This is a genomic window from Thermomonospora sp. CIF 1, from assembly GCF_001896795.1.
Classification (GTDB): Bacteria; Actinomycetota; Actinomycetes; order Streptosporangiales; family Streptosporangiaceae; genus Thermomonospora; species Thermomonospora curvata.
In genome coordinates this window covers 14,334-35,822 of the sequence record NZ_MOYN02000021.1, presented here as the reverse complement: position 1 = coordinate 35,822, position 21,489 = coordinate 14,334, and the positions used below count along the sequence as shown (strand labels likewise).

The 21,489-nt window shown below is 71.2% G+C and carries 21 protein-coding genes; 16 read left to right on the top strand and 5 right to left on the bottom strand.

From position 1 onward, the window contains the following. The first annotated feature begins 16 nt into the window (after positions 1-16). Positions 17-886 (top strand): helix-turn-helix domain-containing protein, encoded by an 870-nt coding sequence (locus BUE48_RS13460; RefSeq protein ID WP_286990015.1) that lies wholly within the window; start codon positions 17-19, stop codon positions 884-886. Positions 887-1,095: 209 nt separating this feature from the next. Here the strand turns inward: BUE48_RS13460 and BUE48_RS13455 are convergent, their stop codons facing one another. Continuing rightward, a complete protein-coding gene (locus tag BUE48_RS13455) occupies positions 1,096-1,467 on the bottom strand; it encodes a nuclear transport factor 2 family protein (protein WP_041441777.1) in 372 nt (123 codons plus the stop codon). Between the two features lie 378 nt (positions 1,468-1,845). Here BUE48_RS13455 and BUE48_RS13450 point away from each other — a divergent pair, with 378 nt between their 5' ends. Both BUE48_RS13450 and BUE48_RS13445 read left to right on the top strand, forming a co-directional pair. Next, positions 1,846-2,328, top strand: a complete 483-nt coding sequence (locus tag BUE48_RS13450; RefSeq protein ID WP_012853059.1) for a MaoC family dehydratase — start codon at positions 1,846-1,848, stop codon at positions 2,326-2,328. A gap of 20 nt (positions 2,329-2,348) precedes the next feature. Beyond that, positions 2,349-3,023 (top strand): TetR/AcrR family transcriptional regulator, encoded by a 675-nt coding sequence (locus BUE48_RS13445; RefSeq protein ID WP_286990012.1) that lies wholly within the window; start codon positions 2,349-2,351, stop codon positions 3,021-3,023. Positions 3,024-3,222: 199 nt separating this feature from the next. Here the strand turns inward: BUE48_RS13445 and BUE48_RS13440 are convergent, their stop codons facing one another. Genes BUE48_RS13440 through BUE48_RS13430 form a run of 3 tightly spaced genes read right to left on the bottom strand, consistent with a single transcriptional unit; the run spans position 3,223 to position 5,341 of the window. Beyond that, positions 3,223-3,735, bottom strand: coding sequence for a flavin reductase family protein (locus BUE48_RS13440; RefSeq protein WP_041439709.1), 513 nt, complete (start codon positions 3,733-3,735; stop codon positions 3,223-3,225). Next, positions 3,735-4,607, bottom strand: a complete 873-nt coding sequence (locus BUE48_RS13435) for a VOC family protein (protein ID WP_012853056.1) — start codon at positions 4,605-4,607, stop codon at positions 3,735-3,737. Before BUE48_RS13435 ends, BUE48_RS13440 begins: the two co-directional genes overlap by 1 nt. After that, entirely contained in the window at positions 4,604-5,341 is a 738-nt protein-coding gene (locus BUE48_RS13430) for an enoyl-CoA hydratase/isomerase family protein (protein WP_286990011.1), read from the bottom strand. The genes BUE48_RS13435 and BUE48_RS13430 overlap by 4 nt, the downstream gene beginning before the upstream one ends. 201 nt (positions 5,342-5,542) lie before the next feature. On the opposite strand from BUE48_RS13430, the gene BUE48_RS13425 reads away from it, so the two are divergent. From BUE48_RS13425 to BUE48_RS13375, 11 genes are all read left to right on the top strand, one after another. Then, the gene (locus tag BUE48_RS13425; RefSeq protein WP_041439705.1) at positions 5,543-7,045 is read left to right on the top strand and encodes an ABC transporter substrate-binding protein; all 1,503 of its coding nucleotides are present in this window, start codon (positions 5,543-5,545) and stop codon (positions 7,043-7,045) included. Between the two features lie 2 nt (positions 7,046-7,047). Further along, on the top strand, positions 7,048-7,890 hold the full coding sequence (locus BUE48_RS13420; RefSeq protein WP_012853053.1) for an ABC transporter ATP-binding protein: 843 nt from the start codon (positions 7,048-7,050) through the stop codon (positions 7,888-7,890). Continuing rightward, the gene (locus BUE48_RS13415; protein ID WP_012853052.1) at positions 7,887-8,810 is read left to right on the top strand and encodes an ABC transporter permease; all 924 of its coding nucleotides are present in this window, start codon (positions 7,887-7,889) and stop codon (positions 8,808-8,810) included. The genes BUE48_RS13420 and BUE48_RS13415 overlap by 4 nt, the downstream gene beginning before the upstream one ends. Before the next feature lie 7 nt (positions 8,811-8,817). Then, positions 8,818-9,726 carry an ABC transporter permease gene (locus tag BUE48_RS13410; protein ID WP_012853051.1) on the top strand — a complete coding sequence of 303 codons (909 nt, stop codon included), beginning with the start codon at positions 8,818-8,820 and terminating at the stop codon, positions 9,724-9,726. 11 nt (positions 9,727-9,737) lie between these two features. Next, the gene (locus tag BUE48_RS13405; protein ID WP_012853050.1) at positions 9,738-10,529 is read left to right on the top strand and encodes an ABC transporter ATP-binding protein; all 792 of its coding nucleotides are present in this window, start codon (positions 9,738-9,740) and stop codon (positions 10,527-10,529) included. A gap of 21 nt (positions 10,530-10,550) precedes the next feature. Next, positions 10,551-11,948 carry a hypothetical protein gene (locus tag BUE48_RS13400; protein ID WP_012853049.1) on the top strand — a complete coding sequence of 466 codons (1,398 nt, stop codon included), beginning with the start codon at positions 10,551-10,553 and terminating at the stop codon, positions 11,946-11,948. After that, complete coding sequence (locus tag BUE48_RS13395) at positions 11,938-13,122, top strand: acetyl-CoA acetyltransferase (RefSeq protein WP_012853048.1); 1,185 nt, start codon at positions 11,938-11,940, stop codon at positions 13,120-13,122. Before BUE48_RS13400 ends, BUE48_RS13395 begins: the two co-directional genes overlap by 11 nt. Beyond that, complete coding sequence (locus tag BUE48_RS13390; protein ID WP_012853047.1) at positions 13,119-14,021, top strand: SDR family NAD(P)-dependent oxidoreductase; 903 nt, start codon at positions 13,119-13,121, stop codon at positions 14,019-14,021. The genes BUE48_RS13395 and BUE48_RS13390 overlap by 4 nt, the downstream gene beginning before the upstream one ends. Positions 14,022-14,117: 96 nt before the next feature. Next, the gene (locus tag BUE48_RS13385; RefSeq protein WP_286990005.1) at positions 14,118-14,621 is read left to right on the top strand and encodes a VOC family protein; all 504 of its coding nucleotides are present in this window, start codon (positions 14,118-14,120) and stop codon (positions 14,619-14,621) included. Further along, positions 14,621-16,144, top strand: a complete 1,524-nt coding sequence (locus BUE48_RS13380; RefSeq protein WP_286990004.1) for a class I adenylate-forming enzyme family protein — start codon at positions 14,621-14,623, stop codon at positions 16,142-16,144. The genes BUE48_RS13385 and BUE48_RS13380 overlap by 1 nt, the downstream gene beginning before the upstream one ends. Then, the gene (locus BUE48_RS13375) at positions 16,141-17,736 is read left to right on the top strand and encodes a class I adenylate-forming enzyme family protein (RefSeq protein WP_012853044.1); all 1,596 of its coding nucleotides are present in this window, start codon (positions 16,141-16,143) and stop codon (positions 17,734-17,736) included. The genes BUE48_RS13380 and BUE48_RS13375 overlap by 4 nt, the downstream gene beginning before the upstream one ends. Here the strand turns inward: BUE48_RS13375 and BUE48_RS13370 are convergent. Continuing rightward, entirely contained in the window at positions 17,710-18,687 is a 978-nt protein-coding gene (locus BUE48_RS13370) for an MBL fold metallo-hydrolase (RefSeq protein ID WP_286990002.1), read from the bottom strand. The two genes, BUE48_RS13375 and BUE48_RS13370, sit on opposite strands and share 27 nt — an antisense overlap. A 66-nt stretch (positions 18,688-18,753) precedes the next feature. Here BUE48_RS13370 and BUE48_RS13365 point away from each other — a divergent pair, with 66 nt between their 5' ends. Both BUE48_RS13365 and BUE48_RS13360 read left to right on the top strand, forming a co-directional pair. Beyond that, a complete protein-coding gene (locus BUE48_RS13365) occupies positions 18,754-20,313 on the top strand; it encodes an AMP-binding protein (protein ID WP_286990001.1) in 1,560 nt (519 codons plus the stop codon). Between the two features lie 16 nt (positions 20,314-20,329). Continuing rightward, on the top strand, positions 20,330-21,481 hold the full coding sequence (locus BUE48_RS13360; RefSeq protein WP_012853041.1) for an acyl-CoA dehydrogenase family protein: 1,152 nt from the start codon (positions 20,330-20,332) through the stop codon (positions 21,479-21,481). The last annotated feature ends 8 nt before the right edge of the window (positions 21,482-21,489 follow it).

The window sequence follows — 21,489 nt, the reverse complement described above, 5'->3', positions numbered from 1 at the left end:
CGCCTACCGTGGAACCATGACCAAAAACGGCGAGCTGCGGGACTTCCTGCGCACCCGCCGGGCGCGGCTCCGCCCCGAGGACGTGGGCATCCGGGCCGCCGGCCGGCGCCGCGTCCCGGGACTGCGGCGCGAAGAGGTCGCGATGCTGGCCGGCGTGAGCCTGGACTACTACACGCGCCTGGAGCAGGGCCGCCGGAACCTGCAACCGTCCGGCCAGGTGCTCGACGCGATCGCCCGCGCGCTGCGGCTGACCGAGGTCGAACGGCTGTACCTGCACAACCTCGCCCGCTCGGCGACCGTCGCGCCTGAGCCCGAGCGGCCGCGGCTTGCGCCCTTGGACGCGGGCACCCGCCTGATGCTCGACGGCCTCGGCATTCCCGCCATCGTCGTCGACGTGCGCGGCGACGTCCACGCCGCCAACCGTCTGGGACGTGCCCTGCTGCCCGGCCTCGAACCGGGGGCCAACCACGCGCGCTGGCTGTTCCTCGACCCCGCGACGCGCGCCCTGCTGCCCGACTGGGAGATGACTGCGCGCCTGAGCGTCGCCGTCCTGCGCGAGGCCGCGGCCCGCTACCCGCGCGACAGGCGGCTGTACACGCTCATCGGTGAACTGTCCGTCGCCAGCCCCGAGTTCCGCACCTGGTGGGCCGAGCATGAGGTCGACACACGGTGCCGGGGCCCCAAGCGGTTCCGCCATCCCCTCGTCGGCGAGCTCACCTTGCATGTCGAGGCGTTGCAGCTCCAAGACGGGGAACGCTGGCTCTACGCCTACTCGGCCGAACCCGGCTCTCCTTCCGCCGAGGCGCTGCGGCTTCTCGGCACGTGGGCCGCGACCGAGGACACGGCTCCAAAACAGCGCCCCGTCTCCCGGACGGCCGCTTCGTAACGGTGAACGGTGAGGCTGAGAGTGAACCTTTTTCAGCGCGTGGTCTCAGGCGGCTGAGACGGGGCCTCGGTGGCGCGCGGTGCCGTGCCGTTGGGCACCGCCGGACAGGACGAGCCGGATCACACCGTCTGCCGTTCGAAGAGGCGAAAACAGGCTCACGATGCATGAGGGGCGAACCGGCCCACCACCCTCGGATGGGCATCGGGAACTCATCCCGCCTCGCGCGGCGACATCAAGGGAGAGGGGTCCAGGTACTCCTCGATGCGGGTGATGCGCCCGTCCCGGACCTGCAGGTAGATGGCGGCGGGAATGGCGATGTTCCGGCCGTCGGACAGCCGTCCGTGAAGGATGTGCTGCTGGAGTACTCCATCCCCGGTATCTGCCTGGCGGATGATCTCATAGCGGACGTCGGAGACGGTGCGGCGGAACGCCTTGAGGACTTTCAGGCTCTGCTCAAGGTCCTGTTCGACCTGGTCGTAGTTGTGCCAGACGACTATGTCCGGCGCGTAGATCTCACGGATCGCCTCGATGTCCCCGGACTCGAGGGCGGCGAAGAACGCTGAGACGATCTCCCGGCTCATGGGGACTCCTTCCACGGAGGTGGGTTCGAAGGCCGGCTTCTCGTGGGGGCGGACCTGGCGGCGGGTCGAGCACACTCGAGGCGACCTTCTCGTGGACCTCCTCCTACGGCAAGCCCCGCGTTCTTTTCAGGTTCACGCCGTTCGGATGCGCACCGGGCAGGTCGGCGGCGTGCTCGGGCGGCGAGAGGGTGACGTTTCGGCCGCACGCCGGTGCCGCTGCGCAGCGGAGATGGTACATTCCAACCAGTTGGTATGAAGTATCCGCCCGGTGGGCCGCCCGGCCGGTCCGCTCGCCGCGACCGCCATCGTGATCGTCGCCACGGTCCCGCCCTGCGTCCCTACCGGCTACATTACGACCAGTCGGAATGGAGTGCAGCCATGCGCACGCCTCAGCGGACCGTCGTTCGCGAACCGTACGAACTGCTCGACCTGGTCGGGCGGCAGCTCGGCGTCAGTGAGCCGAGGACAGTGACGCAAGAGGAGGTCAACCAGTTCGCCGACATCACCCACGACCATCAGTGGATTCACGTCGACGTCGAACGGGCCAAGGCCGGCCCCTTCGGCGGTACGATCGTCCACGGTTTCCTGACCCTTGCGCTCGTTCCGCGGCTTCTCGCAGACATCCTCACCGTCGAGAACTTCTCGATGGGCATCAACTACGGGCTCGACCGGGTGCGGTTCGTCAAGCCGCTCCGCCCGGGTACGGAGATTCAGGGCGTTGCCACGCTCGTCTCGGCCAAGCGGATCGACGCCGGCGGCGGCCCGGGAGGAGTGCAGGCCAAGGCGAACGTGGTCGTGGAGTTTGCGGACGACGCCGCTACCTGCTGCGTGGCAGAGATTCTGTTCCGCTACCACACGTGACCCATACCAGAGGGGAAGCGATGGCAGAGCAGGCCGCTGACACAGATGCCGGGCCGGCCGCCAGGCAGGCATCGTCGTCCCGGGCAGCCGACGCGGGCTGGAGGTGGGCCGACGGCTACGATCCGCAGCGAACCCGCCGGGAGATCGTCGACAGCGCGCTCTACCTGTTCGAGCGCAACGGCTTCGATCGCACCTCGCTCACACAGATCGTTTCCCGCGCCAACCTCACCAAGGGCGCCTTCTACCACCATTTCAAAAGCAAAGAGGACCTGCTCTGGCAGATCCAGAACGAGTACCTCGACCGGCAGATCGAACTCGCCCAGGGGATTTTGGCCGGGGACTCCGATCCCGTCGAGCAGCTTCGCGCGCTGATCCGCCTCAGTCTCGCCGGCATCGCCACCTACCGGGCGCACGTGGCGATCTTCTACCAGGAAAGGCGGCACCTGACCGGCGAGCGGCTCCGGTCGGTGACCGAGAAACGGGACATCCTGGAGAACATGTTCCGCGACGTCGTCCGGCGCGGCATCGAGGCCGGGGTGTTCCGCGGCGAGCTGAACGAGCGGATCGCCACCTACGGCATCATCGGCATGTGCGCCTCCGCCTTCCAGTGGTTCAAACCCGAGGGCGACTTCGGCGTCGACGAGCTCGCCGACCAGTTCTGTGAGCTGATCCTCGTGGGGCTGCTGACCGAGTAGGGACGCGTGCGCGAGCGGCGGTGCCCGCACCGCGCGGGCACCGCCGCCTGGGGTCACCGAACCTTTTCCGACACCTGGTCCAGGGCATCGGGGACGGGAGCCCCGATGCTCCCCGGCGCCGTGACGTTGCAGGTCACGGGCTCGCCCCGGCTTCGAGGCCCCCGCCTGCGCCCTGCGAAGACGGCGCGTTGAAAAAGGTTCACTCGGCCGTGGCGACGACCGGCGTGGTGAAACGTCCCTGGTAGAACGACAAGGCCGGCACCTCGGTGGGCTTCAGATGCACGTGGTCCACCGCCACCAGGATGATCGCGTGGTCGCCGCTGGTGATGATCTCGTCGCGGCGGCCGACGAGGATCGCGGGGGTCTCCTTCAGCAGCGGGACGCCGCCCGGGCCGGGCGTCCACCCGACACCGCCGAGCCGCTGCGCGCCGGTGAGCCCCGAGGTGGCGAACCGCCGGGCGATGTCCTCCTGGTCCCGGCTCAGGATGTGGATCGCGATGCGCTCCGCCGCGGTCAGCGCCGCATAGCTGGAGGAGGAGTTCGCCAGGCAGAACAGCACCTTGGCCGGCTCCAGCGAGACCGAGGTGAAGGAGTTGACGGTGAGCGCCGCCAGCCGTCCGTCGGCGGCCACCGCCGTCACCGCGGTGACACCGGTCGGGAACTGGCCGCACACGCGGCGGAACAGGCCAGAGTCGAAAAGCGGTTCGGTCATCATCGGGTCACCGCCGGGGAGGGGTAGTCGGGGCGCAGCCGGTCCTTGAGCTGGATCAGGCACACGGTGTGGCCTGCGGGGTCCTTCACCAGGTGCAATGGTCCGTACGGCCCGTCGATCGGGCCGATGAGCGGGGCGCCGCCGAGCTCGACCGCCTGCGCGACCGCCGCATCCAGCTCGGTGACGCCGAAGTAGGTGATCCACCTGGACGGGACGCAGTTCGGCCACGCGTTGTCCAGCTCCAGCACTCCCGCGACGGGCACGTCGTCGAGGGTGAGGACCGTGTAGGGACGGCCGGTGGGCGTGTCGGTGCGCAGGTGGGTGCCGTAGCCGAACAGCGACCGGTAGTACGTCACCGACTGCTGCGGCTCGCCGGTGTTCAGCTCGTTCCAGCACAGCGCCCCGGGGAGGTTGAGCAGCTGCACGCCCAGGCGGGCCTCCCCCTGGTAGAGGCCGAACACCGCGCCGAACGGGTCGATCACCGTGGCCCCGGTCCCGGCCGCCGGCAGGTGCCGCGGCGGCGTCACCACCTCCCCGCCCAGGGCGACGGCGCGGCGCACCGCGTCCTCGATCCCGTCGACGGCGAAGTAGGTGAGCCAGCCGTGCGGCCGGCCGCCGTGCAGGCCGCTTTCGGAGATTCCGGCGACGTCGCGTCCGTCGATGCCGCACATCCGGTAGGTCGACCGGCCGAGCCGCTCGTGCCGGACCGACCAGCCGAGCAGGGCGCTGTAGAACTTCTCGGCGACCTCCGGGCGCGGGGTGCACAGCTCCACCCAGACGGCCTCTCCCGAGCGGAACACCCGCTGTGTCGCGGCTTTGCCCGTGCCGTCGCCGGCTGTGGGGTCCGCCGCCTCGTGCACCGCGTCTGTCACGGTGTGCCTCCGTTGCGTCCGGCGCTGACGATGGTTCGTGCGGCCACCTGGTAGGCGCGGTCGGGGCGGCCGGTGGCGAGGCTGGACTCCACCACCTCGACGACCGCCCGCAGCGTGGCGCCGGGGACCGCCAGCAGCGTGTCGATCACTTCGTCGACGGCGGCGTCGAGGTCGGCGTCCGCCTCGATGACCCGGGCGACCAGCCCCCAGGAGTGCAGCTGGCGGCCGGTCGCGGTCGCCAGCCCGGTGAGCAGCGCGTAGGCGTGGGCGCGCGGCAGCCGCTGCGCGATCACGTGCCCGACCCCGGCGGGGGCGAAGCCGAAGCGCGCTTCGGGCAGGTGCGCCTGGGCGTCCGCGGCCGCCACGGGCAGGTGCACCGCGCTCAGCAGCCCGACCCCGAACCCGATGATCTTGCCGCGCACGCCCGCGACCACCGGGACCGGCAGCCCGCGGATCCGCTCCAGCAGCGCGTCGCTTGCGCGGAGCCGGTCGGCCACCGCGGCCTGCGGGGCGCCGGCCAGATCGGCGAACGACGTGGTGTCCCACCCGCCGCAAAAGTGCCTGCCGGCCATCTCCAGCCGGATCAGGGCGCAGGACGGGTCGGCCGCCGCGCCTTCCAGCGCCTCGGTCAGCTCCTGCAGCAGGGCGGCGTCGACGCAGTTGCCCCGTGCGGAGTTGTCGAAGGTCACCCGGGCGACGCGGCCCGCGCGCTCGCTCGTCACTGTGATCGACATGCCCGAATCATACATGCCGGTCGGTATGAAATCTGAAGGCCTTAGGCTGACCTGGCGAGATTTCGGGACAACTGACCTCCCGTGATGCGTTGACTTGATACCGGCTGGTCGGTACTTTGTGGCGAGCGTCACGTGCCAGGGTCCGAATGACCTGGGCGCCATCACCTGACGCTGTGGAGGACCTAGATGATCAGGAAACGTTTGGCACTCTGGCGCCTGCCGGCCATCGCCGTAGGAGCCGCGGTCGCGATCGGCGTCGCCGGTTGCGGGGGGGATTCGGGCACCGACGAGGCGTCCGGACCGGCGAAGATCCGGGTGCTGCTCAATGCTCAGCCGGCCACGCTCGACCCGATCGCCGGTGCGCGGTCGGCACAGGTCGTGTGGGCCACCATGATCGAGCCGCTCATCAACACCGACTCGTCCCTGGAGCCGGAGCGGACGGGCCTCATCACCGACTGGAAGCGCTCCTCCTCCACCAAGTGGACCTTCACGGTGCGCTCCGGGGTGAAGTTCAGCAACGGCGAGCCGGCCGACGCCGCCGCCGTCGCGAACACCCTCAAGCTCACGCGGGACTCCAAGACCTCGATCCTCAAGCCGTACTTTGCGAACGTCGCCTCGATCGAGGCGACCGACGACGCCACCGTCGAGGTCAAGACCAAGCGGCCGCAGTACGACCTGCCGTACCTGCTCACCACCGTGTACCTGGTGCCGCCGAAGTACTACGAGGAGAAGGGCCCCGAGGGCTTCTCCGCCGCCCCGGTCGGCACCGGCCCCTACGTCTTCGAGGAGGCCAAGCCCGGCCGTGAGATCTCGGTCAAGGTGAACCCGGACTACTGGGGTGACAAGCCGAAGAACACCGGGATCACGTTCACGTGGGCGACCGAGGCCTCCCAGCGCCTGGCGCTGCTGCAGAGCAAGAGCGTCGATGTGGCGCTCGACCTGCCGCCCACCCAGGCCGAGCAGGCCCGCAAGGCCGGGCTCCAGGTCGTGGAGACCGAGTCCGCCATGAAGATCACGGCGTTCCTCGACGCCACCAAGCCGCCCTTCAACAAGGCCGAGCTGCGCGAGGCGGCCGCGCTCGCCATCAACCGCGACGAGATCGTCCAGGGCATCTTCAACGGCAAGGCCGCCGCCGACGCCGGGGTGCTGAACGTCAAGCCCGGCACCCAGCCGGTCGACAAGGTCACGCCCGACCCGGCCAAGGCCAAGGAGCTCGTCGGGTCGTCCTCGCCGTCGGTCAACCTCACCTACCCGGCCGCCCAGTACACCAACATCAAGGAGGTCGCCGAGTCCATCGGCGCGAGCCTCGAAGGGGTCGGCTTCAAGGTCAAGTACCGGTCGGTCGACTACGGCACCCTCGTCAAGGAGGTCGCCGGCCGCCAGATCGACGGCATGTACCTGCTCGCCGCGGTGCCGAACGCGGCCATCCCGGACTTCTTCGCCACCGGCTTCATGAAGACCGCGTCGATCACCGGCAACTGCCCCGACCCGAAGATCGACGGGCTGGTCGACAAGGCCCGCGAGCAAAAGGACGCCACGGCGGCGCAGCAGGTCTACGACGAGCTCAACACGCTCGCAGTGGTGGACAAGCACTGCTACGTCCCGCTGTACCGGCAGCTTTACGCCTACGGCACGGGCGAGGGCGTGCAGGGCGTCGTCTACGGGCCGCTGAACACCTTCGACTTCACCGAGGCGACGCGCTGACGATGGCCGACACGCTGAGCATCGAGGTCCCGGCGGGCAACGGCCGGGACCTCCCCGGCCCCGTGGAACAGCCGGTCCTCCTGGTCGAGGGTCTCGTCGTCGAGCACCGCGACGGCACCACGGGCCGGATCTTCCGAGCGGTCGACGGGGTCTCGCTGCGCGTCGCGGCGGGCGAGAGCACCGCGATCGTCGGCGAGTCCGGATCGGGGAAGACGACGCTGGCGATGGCCGCCACGGGCCTGGGGCCCCGCAGCGGCGGCCATATCGAGCTGCTCGGACGCTCACTGGAGAGGCTCAGCCGCCGCGCCCTGCGGCGGCTGCGCCCCGAGGTGCAGATCGTGTTCCAGGACCCGCACGGCTCCCTGGACGCGCGCCAGTCCGTCCGCTCCGGGCTGCGGGAGCTGCGCCGGCTCCAGCCGGAGCGCACCGCCTGGATCGACGACGCCGCGCTGCTGGAACGCGTCCGCCTCTCGGCGGACCTGCTCGACCGCTACCCCCACCAGCTCAGCGGCGGCCAGGCCCAGCGGGTCTGCATCGCGCGCGCCCTGCTCATGCGCCCGCGGCTCATCGTCGCCGACGAGCCCACCTCCGGTCTGGACGTGTCCGTCCAGGCCGACGTGCTCAAGCTGTTGCGGGAAGTACGCCAGACCACGGGAGCGGCCCTGCTCATGATCAGCCACGACCTCGCGGTGGTCCGGTCGGTGTGCCAGACCGTCCACGTCATGCGGCGGGGACGGGTGGTGGAGTCCGGTCCCTGCGAGACCGTCTTCACCGACCCCGCCCACGAGTACACCCGCGAGCTGCTCGCCGCGATGCCCGGAGCGCGCTGGAGGGCCCGCCGATGAGGACGCTCCACCTCCGGCGCACCGCCCTCCGCCTCCTGGTGCTGCTGGCCTCCACGTTCATCGCGCTGACGACGGCGTTCGCGCTCGGCCGCCTCTCTGGCGACCCGACGGTGAACATCCTCGGCCCCACGGCCCCGCCCGAGCAGCGCGAGGCGCTGCGCCATGAGCTCGGCCTCGACCGGCCGCCGCTCACCCAGTACCTCGACTACTTCAGGAGCGTGTTCACCGGCGACTTCGGTGACTCGCTGCAGTTCTACCAGTCCAACACCACGCTGATCCTCGAGCGGCTGCCCTACACCCTGCAGCTGGTCGCCGCCGGCATGACCATTGCCGTGCTGATCGGCGTCCCGCTCGGCGTCCTGGCGGCCACCCGCGAGGGCACCTGGTGGGACCGGGCGGCCTCCACGCTCGCCCTGCTCGGCCAGTCCGTCCCGGTCTTCTGGCTCGGCATGATGCTCGTCGCCCTGTTCGCGGTGAAGCTGGGGTGGCTGCCGGCCGGCCAGTCCGGGACGCCGCGCCACCTGATCCTGCCCGCGGTGACGATGTCGCTGTACCCGATGGCGCACATCGCCAGGCTGACCCGGGCGTCCATGAGCGAGGCGCTCGCCGAGCCGTTCATCGACTCGGCCCGCGCGCGCGGGCTGAGCACCGCCGGCGTGGTGTGGCGGCACGCCTTCAAGAACGCGCTGATGCCGGTGCTGACCATCGTCATCCTGCAGACCGGGATCTTGATGTCGGGGGCCGTCGCGATCGAGTACGTGTACTCCTGGCCGGGCCTCGGTCAGCTCGCCCTCCAGGCGGTCCAGTTCCGCGACTACCCGCTGGTGCAGGCGATCGTCGTGTTCGGCGCCCTCACGTTCGTCGTGCTGAACCTGCTCGTCGACGTGATCCACTCCATCGTCGACCCGAGGGTGAGGTGAGACCGCGGTGAGTCGCCTGGACGTCAAACCCGCCGTGAAGGAGCCGCAGGCTCCCCGGCGGGCCACCGGCGGGGGCCGCCGCACCCGGCGCGCCCGCACCTCGGTGTTCTGGCTGTCGGTGCCGCTGGCGGCGATCGCCGCCCTGGTGTTCGTCCTGCCGGTGACGGGGCTGCTGCCGGACGGCGGGCAGAACCTCAGCCAGACGCGGCTGCCGCCGGCGTTCCTTGCGGGCGGCACCTGGGACCACCCCCTCGGCACCGACAAGCGGGGCCAGGACGTCCTCACCGAGCTGGTGACCAGCGGTCGGGTGACGATCCTGATCGGCCTGGTCGGGGCGCTGGTGGCGATCGGGCCCGGGGTGCTGATCGGCATGCTCGCCGGCTACCTGCGCGGCTGGGTGGACCGGGTGATCTCCATCTTCATCGACGCCCAGCTCGCCCTGCCGTTCATCCTCATCGCCCTGGCGATCATCTCCAACCGGGGCAGCTCGCTGCCGGTGCTGTTCTCGGTGCTGGCGCTCACCGGATGGGCCGCCTGCGCCCGCGTGACCCGCTCGGCCACCCGGACCATCCGCGAACAGCAGTTCATCCTCGCCCTGCGCGCCGCCGGTGCGTCCGAGACCCGGATCATCTTCCGGCACGTGCTGCCGAACCTGGCCGGCACGGTCGTCGCGTTGGGAACGCTCCAGATCGGCACGGCGATCCTCATCGAAAGCGCGCTCAGCTTCCTCGGCCTCGGGGTGGTCCCGCCCACGACCAGTTGGGGCTCCATGCTCGCCTCCGGGCAGGACGAGCTGGGCCAGGCCTGGTGGATCGCGTTCTTCCCCGGCCTTGCGATCACCGTGCTGGTCCTGCTGGTGAACCTGCTGGGCGACGCACTGCTGACCCACTACGACCCACGAAAGCGGCGCCGATGAGCGAGCCACCGATGAGCGAACTGCTGAACGTGTCGGGCCTGTCCATCACCGCCCGCGTCTCCCGCGGCGAGCTGCGGCTGCTGGACCGGGTCGATCTGACGATCGGGCGCGGCGAGATCGTCGGGGTCGTCGGGGAGTCCGGGAGCGGCAAGACCACCCTGAGCCGCGCCGTGATCGGGCTTCTTGACCGCAACGTCCGAGTGGACGGCGGCTCGATCTCACTGTCGGGCGAGCAGATCGTGGCACCCGGCGTGGACCGGACCGCCCAGATCCGCGGCAGCGCCGTCGGAATGGTCTTCCAGGACGCCTCCCGATCGCTCAACCCGCTGATGAAGGTGCGCGCACAGCTCGCCGAGGTGCTGCGCCGCCACGTCCCCGGCATCGGCAAGCAGGAGATCGAGCGCCGCTCGGTCGAGGTGCTCGAGCAGATGCGCATCAGCGACGCCGCGCGCGTCCTGAGCAGCTACCCCCACCAGTTGTCGGGCGGGTTGCGGCAGCGGGTCGCGATCGGCCTGGCGGTGGTCACCCGGCCCTCGCTGGTCATCGCTGACGAGTGCACCACGGCGCTGGATGTGACGACCCAGACCAAGGTCGTCGAGCTGTTCCGCACCCTGGTCGGCGAGCTCGGCATCGGCCTGCTGTTCGTCACGCACGACCTCATGCTCGCCAGCGACCTGTGCGACCGGATCGCGGTCATGAACGGCGGCCGGGTCGTGGAGACGGGGCCGGCGATGCAGATCCTCGACCGGCCCGAGCACGACTACACCCGCCGCCTGCTGGCGGCCATCCCGACCTGGACCTGACCGAGGAGGCACGACCTTTTCATGCCCACCTACAGCGGCATCGGCGCCTACGCAGCGTATCTGCCCGCGTACGCGCTGGCCGGCAACAGTCTTGAAGGCGCCGCGCCACGCCGTGGCGGCCCCATCCGCAGCGTCGCCGCGTTCGACGAGGACGCCGTGACGATGGCGGTCGAGGCGCTGCGGGATCTGGCGGCCCGCGCCCCCGGCGGCGACCGGCTCGTCCTCGCCACCACCAGTGCGCCCTACGACGGCAAGACCTCGGCCGGGATCGTGCACGCGGCCCTCGGCCTCGCCCCCGGCGTCGCCGCGGTGGACCTGCACGGCGACCGGGCGGGCGCGACCGCACTGGACCTGGTGATGCGCACCGGCGCCCTGGCCGCCGTCAGCGACATGCGCACGCCCCGCTCGGGCGCCCCCGACGAGCTCGCCCACGGCGACGCCGCCGCCGCGTTCGCCCCCGGCGACGGTGCGGCCGTTGTGCTCGCCCACGCCGGGCAGACCGTGGAGGTGCTGGACCGGTGGCGGCTGCCCGGAGAGCGGCACGAGCACGTGTGGGACGAGCGGTTCACCGCGAGCGTGCTGGTCGCCGCGGCCAAGGACGCCGCGCGGCGGGCCCTGGCCGACGCCGGCCTGGAGTCCGTCGATCACGTGGTCGTGGCGTCCCCCAACGCCCGCGCCGCCGCGACGCTGCGCCGCGCCTTCGGCGGCTCCGGCGCCGACGCCGAGGTCGAGCGGCTCACCGGCCACACCGGCGCCGCGCACCTGGGGCTGCTGCTCGCCGCCACGTTGGATGCGGCCGAGCCCGGCCAGACGATCCTGGCGCTGTCGGCGGCCGAGGGCGCCGACGCGTTCGTGCTGCGCGTCGGCGACGGCGTGCGCGCGGCCCGGGCCGGCCGCCCGGTGCGCGAGCAGCTCGCCGCTCGCGAGCACCTCGCCTACGGCCGCTACCTGCGCTGGCGGGGCCTGCTGGAAGTGCAGGGCCCGGCGCGCCCGGCCGCCCCGGCCCCGGCCGCCCCGCCGATGTACCGGCGGGCCGCCTGGAAGTACCGCCTGGAGGGCGCCCACTGCGGCTCCTGCGGCGGCATCACCACCCCGCCGGGCAAGGCGTGCGCCGCGTGCGGCGACGTCGCGGAGCAGCCCCGCACCGTCTCGCTGCGCGACCAGGTCGCCACCGTCGTGTCGGTCACCCGGGACCGGCTGACCACCATGCCCGAGGCCGAGGTCGCGATCGTCGTCGCCGACGTGGCGGTCGAGGGCAGCCGCGGCGGCCGGCTCACCGCCTACGCCACCGACGTCGCCCCCGGCGCCATCACCGTGGGCATGACGATGCGGCCCACGTTCCGGCGGCTGTGGAGCACCGACGCGATCCACAACTACTTCTGGAAGCTTCGCCCGTGGAAGGCCACCAATGACGACTAGACGCCTGGCCCACGACGTCGCCATCGTCGCGATGGGCTGCACCCCGTTCGGCGACCACTGGGGGGCCTCGGCCGACGACCTGCTCGTCGATGCCGTCACCGAGTGCATGGCCTCCCTGCCGGGGATGTCGGTGCACGACATCGACGCCTTCTGGGTCGGCACCCAGGGCTCGGGCCTGTCCGGCCAGGTGCTGGCCCGGCCGCTGCGCCTGACAGACAAGCCGGTGACGCGCGTGGAGAACTACTGCGCCACCGGGTCGGAGGCCTTCCGCAACGCCGTCTTCGGCGTGGCCTCCGGCGCCTACGACATCGTCATGGCCGCCGGCGTCGAGAAGCTCAAAGACAGCTCCCAATCCGGCCTGTCGGCGGTGCTGCCGCCCGCCGACGGCACCGACGTGGACTGGACCGCCCCGGCCGGGTTCTCCCTGCTGGTCCCGGCCTACCAGCAGGCCTACGGCGTCTCCGATGCGGACATGCGCCGCGCGCTGACCCACGTGGCGGTCAAGAACCACGCCAACGGCGCCCTGAACGAACGCGCCCAGTTCCGCAGGCCCGTCACGCCCGAGGCGGTGGAGAAATCCCCGCGCATCGCGGGCGCGCTCGGCGTCATGGACTGCTCGGGGGTCTCCGACGGCGCCGCCGCGGCCGTCATCGTCCGCGCCGAGGACGCCCACAAGTACACCGACAGGCCCGTCTACCTCAAGGGCATGAGCTTCGTGGCCGGGTCCGGCTCCGGGCTCGCCGCCACCGGCTACGACTTCACCACCTTCCCCGAGGTGGTGACCGCCGCCCGGCGCGCCTACGAGCAGGCCGGCGTGACCGACCCGGCCCGGGAGATCTCACTGGCCGAGGTGCACGACTGCTTCACCCCGACCGAGATCGTCCTCATGGAGGACCTGGGGTTCTCCGAACGCGGGAAGGCCTGGCGCGATGTGCTGGACGGCCGCTACGACCTGCGCGGCGCCCTGCCGGTCAACACCGACGGCGGCCTGAAGTCCTTCGGCCACCCGATCGGCGCCACCGGCCTGCGAATGATGTTCGAGTGCTTCACGCAGTTGCGCGGCGAGGCCGGTGAGCGGCAGGTCGAGGGGGCCCGGCTCGCCGTCGCGCAGAACCTCGGCGGCCAGCCCGGCTCGACGGTCGCCTTCGTCGCTGTGCTGGGGAGTGAGCGGTGAGCAGGGCAGTGGACTTCGACGGACAGGTCGTCATCGTCACCGGGGCCGGCCACGGCATCGGCCGTGCGCACGCGTTCATGCTGGCCGAGCACGGCGCCCGCGTGGTCGTCAACGACGTCGGCGGGGCCGTGGACGGGACGGGCTCCTCGCCCGTCGCCGAGGAGGTCGCCCGGCAGATCCGCGACCGGGGCGGCGTCGCCGTCGCCTCCACCGACTCGGTGGCCACGGTCGAGGGCGGCGCCGCGCTGGTGCAGCGCGCCATCGAGGAGTTCGGGTGCGTGGACGCGGTCATCCACAACGCCGGGATCCTGCGGGACCGCACCTTCGCCAAGCTGTCGGACGAGGACGTCACCGCGGTGCTGGAGGTGCACCTGCTGGGCGCCTTCAACGTGCTGCGCCCGGCCTGGAAGCACATGGTCGAGCGGCGCTACGGCCGCATCGTGCTCACCACCTCGGCCTCCGGCCTGCTCGGAACGTTCGGGCAGTCCAACTACGCCGCCGCCAAGGCCGGCCTGATCGGTTTGATGAACGTGCTGTCGCTGGAGGGCCCCCGCTACGGGATCTGTGTCAACGCGGTCGCGCCGACCGCCGCGACCCGCATGACCGAGGGCCTGCTCGGCGAGCTGGCCGACCGGTTCGACCCGCGGCATGTGGCGGCGGTCGCCACGTTCCTGGCCTCCCCGAGCTGCGAGCTGAACCGGCACATCCTCACCGTCGGCGGCGGCCGGGTCGGGCGCATCTTCATCGGGGTGACCCCCGGCTGGTACTCCGGGCCCGAGCCGGCCTCCCCGGACGACATCGCCGCCTCCATCGAGGAGATCTGCTCGCTGTCTGACCACATCGTCCCCCAGAGCGGCCAGGACGAGGTGGCGCTCATCCAGCGGGTTCTGGGCACCTAGCCCCACCGTTCGCGCCCCGCCCGCACCGGCCGCCTCACCGGTTGCGGGCGGGGCGTTCACCGAGTCGTCCAGACCGTCCAGGGGAGGAGGATCCTCATGCCCGTCAGCGAGATCCATCACGTGGCGATGATCGTGTCGGACCTCGACCGCGCCGCCGACTTCTATGAAAAGGCCCTCGGCTACCGCAAGACGCTGCGCGCCGAGGTCGGCGGGCCCGGCATCGAAGAGTCGCTCGCCCTGCCGAAGGGAACCACCGGCAGGGTCCAGTACCTGCAGGGGCCGAGCCAGATCGGCCAGCTCGAGCTCATCGAGTGGAACGCACCCGCCGAGCGCACCGCCACCGCCGGGCACCGCGAGCTCGGCCCGTTCCTGCTCAGTTTCCAGGTGCCGCACGAGGAGATCGAGGAGGTCTACCGGCGGATCTCCGGCCTCGGCGCCGAGTGCCTCGGCCCGCCGCGCCGGGTCCTGCTGGACAACTACGGCTACATCACCGCGTTCGCCGCCCGCGACCTGGACGGCAACCTGCTGGAGTTCGTCAGCCTGCCGAGCCGCGAGGAGATCAAGGCCTTCCGCGACAAGCAGGCGGAGGCAAAGGACTGATGGCCACGAGCAACTTCAGTGAGACGCTCCGGCTGCAGGCGCTGCGCCGCGCCGACCGCGAGGCGCTCGTCGATGGCGACGGGCGCTGGACCTACGCCGAGTTGGACGCCGAGGTGGACCGGCACGCCGCCGCGCTGCGCGACGCCGGGGTCACCCCCTCTGACCTGGTCGGCGTGCTGGGCCGCAACACCGCCACCTACATCTTCGAACTGCTGGCCCTCAGCCGCCTCGGCGCCATCGGCGTGCCGCTGAACTGGCGGCTGCACCCCGCCGAGCAGGCCTACATCATCGGCCACGCCGGCATCACCGGCCTGCTGTACGACGACGATTTCCGTGACGTGGCCGAGCACGTCGCCCGGCACACCGACCTGCGGGTCACCGTCGCCAACCAGCAGGAGGTGATCGAGGGCGCGGTGCGCCTGGAGGACCTGCTCGCGGCGCAGCCGCCGGGCGTCCGCGTCGCGGACGCCGAGAAGGACTCCGACGACATCCACCGGCTGCTGTACACCTCCGGCACCACCTCCCGGCCCAAGGGCGTCATCCACACCTACGGCAACCTCATCGCCAACCACCGCGCCCAGCTCCTGGAGCTGGAGCTCACCCAGGCCGACCGGATCCTCATCTCCGCGCCGCTGTTCCACGTCAGCGGCCTGGAGGCGCCGGGCCTGGCGACCTTCGTGGCCGGGGCGACGATGGTGCTGACCCCGTCTTTCAAGGCGCCCGACATCGCCCGGATCGTCGCCGAGGAACGCATCACCGGGTTGGTGCCGGCCGCGCAGATCCTGTTCGACCTGATGAAGCTGGATCCGCGGCCCGACTTCGACTCGGTGCGCTACCTGCTGTTCGCCGGCGTGGCGCCGGAGGTCCGCCGCCGGGTCAAGCGCATGTTCCCGCACGTGCGCACCATCGACACCTTCGGCATGACCGAGCTGACCAACGGCGCCTGCTACATGGACGCCGCCCACGAGGAGTCCAAGCTGGGGGCCTGCGGCGCGCCGTTCCCCGGCGTCCACATCCGGATCGTGGACGAGGACTTCCGGCCGGTGCCGCCCGGCGTGCCGGGCGAGATCATCGTGCGGGGGGACAAGGTCTCACCCGGCTACTGGAGGGACGAGGAGGCCAACAGGCGCACCCGCCGCGACGGCTGGTTCCGCACCGGCGACGTCGGCAGGCTGGATGAGGACGGCTATCTGTGGTTCGTCGATCGCCGCACCGACCTCATCAAGTCCGGCGGGGAGAACATCGCCGGCGCCGAGGTCGAACGGGTCATCGCCGAGCACCCGCTGGTCGCGGAGGTCGCGGTCATCGGCGTCCCCGACGAACGCTGGGACGAGGTGCCCAAGGCGTTCGTCATCCTGCGCGAGCCCGCACCGGAGGCGGCCGAGGAGATCCGGCGGCACTGCCTGAACAACCTCGCCAAATACAAGGTGCCCAAATACATCGAGGTCGTGGACGCACTGCCGCGCAACGACTCGGGCAAGGTCCTCAAGACCAAGCTGCGCGAGCGGGAGGGCCTGGGATGAGCACCGCGAACCTCGCCCGGATTCTGGGCGCCAACGCGATCCGCTTCGCCGACCGGGAGGCCCTGGTCTACCAGGACCGCTGCTGGACCTACCGGGAGCTGGCCGCCGAGGTGCACGCGCTCGCCGCCGGGCTGCGGGAGCAGGGCGTCGGCCGCGACAGCCGCGTCGCGGTGGTCGCCGGCAACGTCCCCGAGTTCCTCATGCTCTCGCTGGCGCTGGCCAAGCTCGGCGCGGTGTCCGTGCCGCTGAACTACCGGCTCACCGCCGGGGAGCTGCGGCAGTTGATGGAGCGCGCCGCGGTCGAGGCGGTCGCGACCGTCCCGGAGTTCGCGCCGCTGACGGCCGCGGCCACAGCGACGCTCCCGCAGGTCCGCCGCTACGCCCTCGAACCCATCGACGACGCGGGCGGCTGGATCGACGTGCGGTCCCTCATCGCCGCGCACCGGGGCGCCCGAGTGCCCGACGCCGAGTTGGACGATGCGGCGCTGCAGCGGATCGTCTACACCTCCGGCACCACCAGCCTGCCCAAGGGCGTGATGCTCACCCACGGCAATGTCAACGCCAACATGTACGCCCAGATCGTGGAGCTGGGCCTGCGCGCCGATGACCGGATCTTGAACTTCGCGCCCCTGTACCACGTCGGCGGCACCGATCTGCCCGGGTATGCGATCTGGCAGGTCGGCGGGTGCATGGTGCTGCAGCGCCGGTTCGACCCGGCTCGGGTGCTGACCGCGATCGAGGCCGAGCGCATCACCGGCATGGTGGTCGCGGCGACCATGCTCGACATGATGCGCCGCGCGGCCGAGACCACCCGGGCGGACCTGTCGTCGGTGCGCTGGCTGATCTTCTCGCAGGTGTCGCCCGCGCTGTTCAAGGTCGCCCGCGCCCTGTTCCCCAACGCCCGCCTGATCGAGGGCTACGGCCTCACCGAGACCTGCTCGGGCCTGACCTACCTGGATGAGGCCCACATGGAGACCAAGCCGGGCTCGGTGGGGCTGCCGCTGGTCGGGGTGGACGTGCGGGTCGTCGATCCGGCGGGCAATGACGTCGGGGTGGGGGCCGAGGGCGAGGTCGTCGCCCGCGGTCCCAAGGTCAGCCCCGGCTACCTGGACGATCCCGAGGCGACCGCGGAGGCGTTCCGCGACGGCTGGTTCCACACCGGCGACATCGGGTGCTTCGACGAGGACGGCTACCTGTACATCCGCGACCGCCTCAAGGACATGATCCGCAGCGGCGGCGAGAACATGTCGAGCGCCGAGATCGAGAACGTGCTGGCCGATCACCCGAAGGTCCTGGCGGTCGCGGTGGTGGGGGCCCCGCACCCCCGCTGGGTGGAGGTGCCGGTGGCCTTCGTGGTGGGCCGGCCCGGTCTGGACGCCGCCGATCTGATCGAGCACGCCCGGCGGCGGCTCGGCGGCTTCAAGGTCCCCAAGGAGATCTACCTGGTCGAGGAGCTGCCCACCAACCCCTCCGGCAAGATCCTCAAACGGTCCCTGCGCGAGATGCGCCCGAGGCTGACCCCGGACTGGGCCTATGAGGATCGCGACCGGGGGACGGGCGGCGCTTCAGCGGCCGGCGGCCAGCACGAGTGAGAGCGTATGGATCAGGGCGAACCGTTTGCCTCCGATGCCGAGCTCGTCCCACGGCTTGGACCACCTCAGGTGCGGGGCGATCTCCCAGGCCGTCCGGTGGGTCCGCAGCAGCTTCGCCACGGCCTCCAGCTCGGCCTGGTGGAAGGCCTTCAGCTCGGCGGCGCGGGCGGCGACGTCGCGGTAGGGGAACTGGTGGGCCGGGCAGGCGATCTGCACGTCCAGGTCGCGGATGCGGTCCAGGGACGCCAGCAGGTCCCCGGCGGGGTCGTCGCCCGGCAGGCTCGGCACGGCGAGTTGAGTCGGCCCTTCGGCCATCAACGTGTCCCCGGTGAACACCACGCCGCGCGACGTGTCGATGTAGACGGTGTGGCCGTAGGTGTGGCCGGGGGTGTGCAGGCCGAGGAAGGTGACGTCGCCGACGACGTGCTCGCTGTCGCCCTCGGGCGTCAGGTCCGGCTCGAGGCTCTCCGAGTGCTTGGCGACCTTGAGCGCGGCCCGGTACATGGCGTCGGTCACCTCCGGCGGCGCACCGGTCATGTCCAGGGCGCGCCGCAACTGGACCAGGAAGCCGCCGCGGACGCTCCGCTGGTGGGCGAAGTCGTCGGCGCGTCCCATGACCACTCGCGCCCCGGACAGCGCCCGCACCCGGTCGGCGAACCCGACGTGGTCGGGGTGGTTGTGGGTGAGCAGCACCAGGCGGACGGCCGCCAGGTCGAGCCCGAGCTCGGCGACCGTCGCGGTGAACGACTTCCAGCAGGAGGGGTGTTCGTACCCGGCGTCGATGAGGACGAGCCCGTCGCCGGTCTCCACCAGAAAGACGGTGATGTACCCCAGCGGGCTGTCGCCCAGCGGCACCGGCACCGCCCAGACGCCGCCGGTGACCTGCAGCGGCTCGGGAATGCGGCGGGAACGGTAGGCGGCGGCATGTGCGGTATCGACAGGTATGGACATGCTGGCTGCTCCCCTCTAGTGTGGGCAAAACATACCGGATGGTCGGAATGTACGATAGGGAGCGCAATGAGCCAGGGGACGCAGGAGCAGATCGGCTTCCGGCTGTGGGCGGTGTCCGACCCGGAGCTGTGCGCGATCATCACGGCCGACGATGAGCGCATCACCTACGGCGAGCTGTTCGCCGAGGTGAACCGGGTCTGCCACGGGCTGCGCGCCCAAGGGGTGAACGAGGGCGACACCATCGCCGTCGTCATGACCAACAGCCCCGCCATGGTCACCGCCTACCTGGCGGCCATGCAGTCCGGCATCTACCTGGTCACCATCAACTACCACCTCACCGCCCCCGAGATCGCCTACATCCTCCAAGACAGCGGCGCCAAGGTGGTGCTGTGCTCCCAGCGGGCGGAAGACACCGTGCTGGATGCGGCCGGCCCCGGCGTCAAGGTGTTCGTGGACGGCACCCCCAAGCGGGCCCGTCCGCTCTCGGAGCTGACCGCGGGGATGCCCGCGACCGACCCCGAGCGCACCCCCCACGGGTCGCTGATGATGTACACCTCCGGCACCACCGGCCGCCCCAAGGGCGTCAAGCGCCCCCTGAGCGGCATCAGCGCCGACCAGGGCGCCCTCACCTACGTGTGGCTGTTCAAGGAGTTCGGCATGAGCCGCGACGCCTTCGGCGCCTGGCTGGTGTCGGCCCCGCTGTATCACTCGGCCAACATCACGCCCGCGATCGGCGCGCTGAACTGGGGCGGCACCATGGTGCTCATGGACGGCTGGACCCCCGAGGGCTTCCTGGAGCGGGTCCAGCGGCACCGGGTGACCGGCACCGCCATGGTCCCCACCCACTTCCACCGGCTGCTGCAGCTTCCCAAGGAGGTGCGCGAGCGCTACGACGTCTCCTCGCTGCGGTATGTGCTGCACGGCGCCGCGCCGTGCCCGGTCGAGGTCAAAAAGCAGATCATGGACTGGTTCGGCCCGGTCGTCTACGAGTACTACGGCTCCACCGAGGTCGGCACCACCATCGCCCGGCCCCACGAGTGGCTGGAGCGCCCCGGCACCGTCGGTCGGCCCGCCTCGATCTCCACCCTGAAGATCCTCGACCGGGACGGCAACGAGCTGCCGCCCGGCCAGGTCGGCATCGTCTACATGCGCCAGGGCGACGATGTGGCCGAGTACCACAACGACCCGGAAAAGACCCGCGGCTCCCGCCGCGACGGCCTGATGACCGTCTGGGACATGGGGTACGTCGATGAGGACGGCTACCTGTTCATCACCGGCCGGGCCTCGGAGATGATCCTGGTGGGCGGGGTGAACGTGTACCCGGCCGAGATCGAGGCGGCGCTGCTGGAGCACGAGTGGATCGCGGACGCGGGCGTGCTCGGCGTCCCCCACGACGACTACGGCGAGGTGCCGGTGGCCCACCTGACCCTCACCGACGCCGCCCCCGCGCCCGAGGCCGCCGTGGCGGCCGTCCACGAGTACCTCGCCGGGCGGCTGGCCAAGCCCAAGCTGCCCACCGAGTACGTGGTGCACTCGGCGCTGCCGCGCGACCCCAACGGAAAGCTGTACAAGGCCCGGCTCGGCGACGCCCAGGACGCCGTCCGTCTGCCGGCCCCCGCCAAGTGAGAGCGAACAGGAGACCATGGACTTCGACGACACCCCCAAGGAGCGGGCCTTCCGGCAGGAGGTCGGCGCCTGGCTGGATGAGGCGCTCGACGACATCCCGCCCCAAGAAGGCCTGTCGGAGGCGGAGCGCGCCCACTGGTCGCGCATCTGGCAGGAGCGCATCTGCGCCGGGAACTGGGCCGGCCTGTCCTGGCCGGTCGAGTACGGCGGACGCGGCCTGGACTCCACCGCGCAGGCCATCTTCAACGAGGAGGCCGAGCTGCGCGGCGCGCCCTACCCGCTCAACGGGGTCGGCATGTACCTGGCCGGGCCGACCATCATCGTGCACGGCACCGCCGAGCAGAAGGCCCGCCACCTGCCCGGCATCCTGAATGGCACCGAGTACTGGTGCCAGGGCTTCAGCGAGCCGGGCTCCGGCTCCGACCTGGCCAGCCTGCAGACCAGGGCGGTCAAGGTCGACGGCGGCTGGGTCATCAACGGCTCCAAGATCTGGACCTCCAACGCCCACAACGCCGACAAGTGCCTGCTGCTGGCGCGCACCGACCCGGACGCGCCCAAGCACGAGGGCATCACCTACTTCCTGGCGCCGATGGACCGGTTCACGGTCCGGCCGCTGGTGATGCTCAACGGGGACGCCGAGTTCAACGAGATGTTCCTGGATGAGGTGTTCGTCCCCGATGAGGACGTGCTCGGCGGCGTCGGCAACGGCTGGCGGGTGGCGCTGACCACGCTGGCGTTCGAGCGCGGCACCATGGCGCTGAGCCTGTGGGTGTGGGCGCGGCAGGCCGTCGACCGGCTCACCGACCTGGCGATCGAACGGGGTCTGGCCGACGATACGGCGGTGCTGGACGCGCTCGGCGCGCTGTACGCCGACGCCGAGGCCGTCCGCATCGGGTCGCTGCGCATGATCGGGGAGACCCAGGCCGGCGGTGCGCCCGGCCCGGAGACCTCGGCCCTCAAGAGCCTGTGGGCGGGGGTCGTCCAGGAGGCGAACCGTCTTGCGGTGCAGCTGGACGCCGCCGGCGGGGTGCTGCTCGACGGCGAGGGCGCCGCGGCCCGGATGCGTCATTACCTCCGCTCGCGCGCCCACACGATCGAGGGCGGCACCGAGGAGGTTCAAAAGTCGATTCTCGCGGAGCGGGTGCTGAACCTGCCCCGGTCACGTTGAGCGGAGTG

Coding starts and splice junctions, on each gene's coding strand:
- BUE48_RS13415 (WP_012853052.1), top strand. CDS start 7,887: ATGAGGACGCTCCACCTCCGGCGCACCGCCCTCCGCCTCCTGGTGCTG.
- BUE48_RS13405 (WP_012853050.1), top strand. CDS start 9,738: ATGAGCGAACTGCTGAACGTGTCGGGCCTGTCCATCACCGCCCGCGTC.
- BUE48_RS13430 (WP_286990011.1), bottom strand. CDS start 5,341: ATGTCGATCACAGTGACGAGCGAGCGCGCGGGCCGCGTCGCCCGGGTG.
- BUE48_RS13365 (WP_286990001.1), top strand. CDS start 18,754: ATGAGCCAGGGGACGCAGGAGCAGATCGGCTTCCGGCTGTGGGCGGTG.
- BUE48_RS13455 (WP_041441777.1), bottom strand. CDS start 1,467: ATGAGCCGGGAGATCGTCTCAGCGTTCTTCGCCGCCCTCGAGTCCGGG.
- BUE48_RS13445 (WP_286990012.1), top strand. CDS start 2,349: ATGGCAGAGCAGGCCGCTGACACAGATGCCGGGCCGGCCGCCAGGCAG.
- BUE48_RS13460 (WP_286990015.1), top strand. CDS start 17: ATGACCAAAAACGGCGAGCTGCGGGACTTCCTGCGCACCCGCCGGGCG.
- BUE48_RS13385 (WP_286990005.1), top strand. CDS start 14,118: ATGCCCGTCAGCGAGATCCATCACGTGGCGATGATCGTGTCGGACCTC.
- BUE48_RS13400 (WP_012853049.1), top strand. CDS start 10,551: ATGCCCACCTACAGCGGCATCGGCGCCTACGCAGCGTATCTGCCCGCG.
- BUE48_RS13440 (WP_041439709.1), bottom strand. CDS start 3,735: ATGACCGAACCGCTTTTCGACTCTGGCCTGTTCCGCCGCGTGTGCGGC.
- BUE48_RS13375 (WP_012853044.1), top strand. CDS start 16,141: ATGAGCACCGCGAACCTCGCCCGGATTCTGGGCGCCAACGCGATCCGC.
- BUE48_RS13380 (WP_286990004.1), top strand. CDS start 14,621: ATGGCCACGAGCAACTTCAGTGAGACGCTCCGGCTGCAGGCGCTGCGC.
- BUE48_RS13395 (WP_012853048.1), top strand. CDS start 11,938: ATGACGACTAGACGCCTGGCCCACGACGTCGCCATCGTCGCGATGGGC.
- BUE48_RS13360 (WP_012853041.1), top strand. CDS start 20,330: ATGGACTTCGACGACACCCCCAAGGAGCGGGCCTTCCGGCAGGAGGTC.
- BUE48_RS13450 (WP_012853059.1), top strand. CDS start 1,846: ATGCGCACGCCTCAGCGGACCGTCGTTCGCGAACCGTACGAACTGCTC.
- BUE48_RS13370 (WP_286990002.1), bottom strand. CDS start 18,687: ATGTCCATACCTGTCGATACCGCACATGCCGCCGCCTACCGTTCCCGC.
- BUE48_RS13420 (WP_012853053.1), top strand. CDS start 7,048: ATGGCCGACACGCTGAGCATCGAGGTCCCGGCGGGCAACGGCCGGGAC.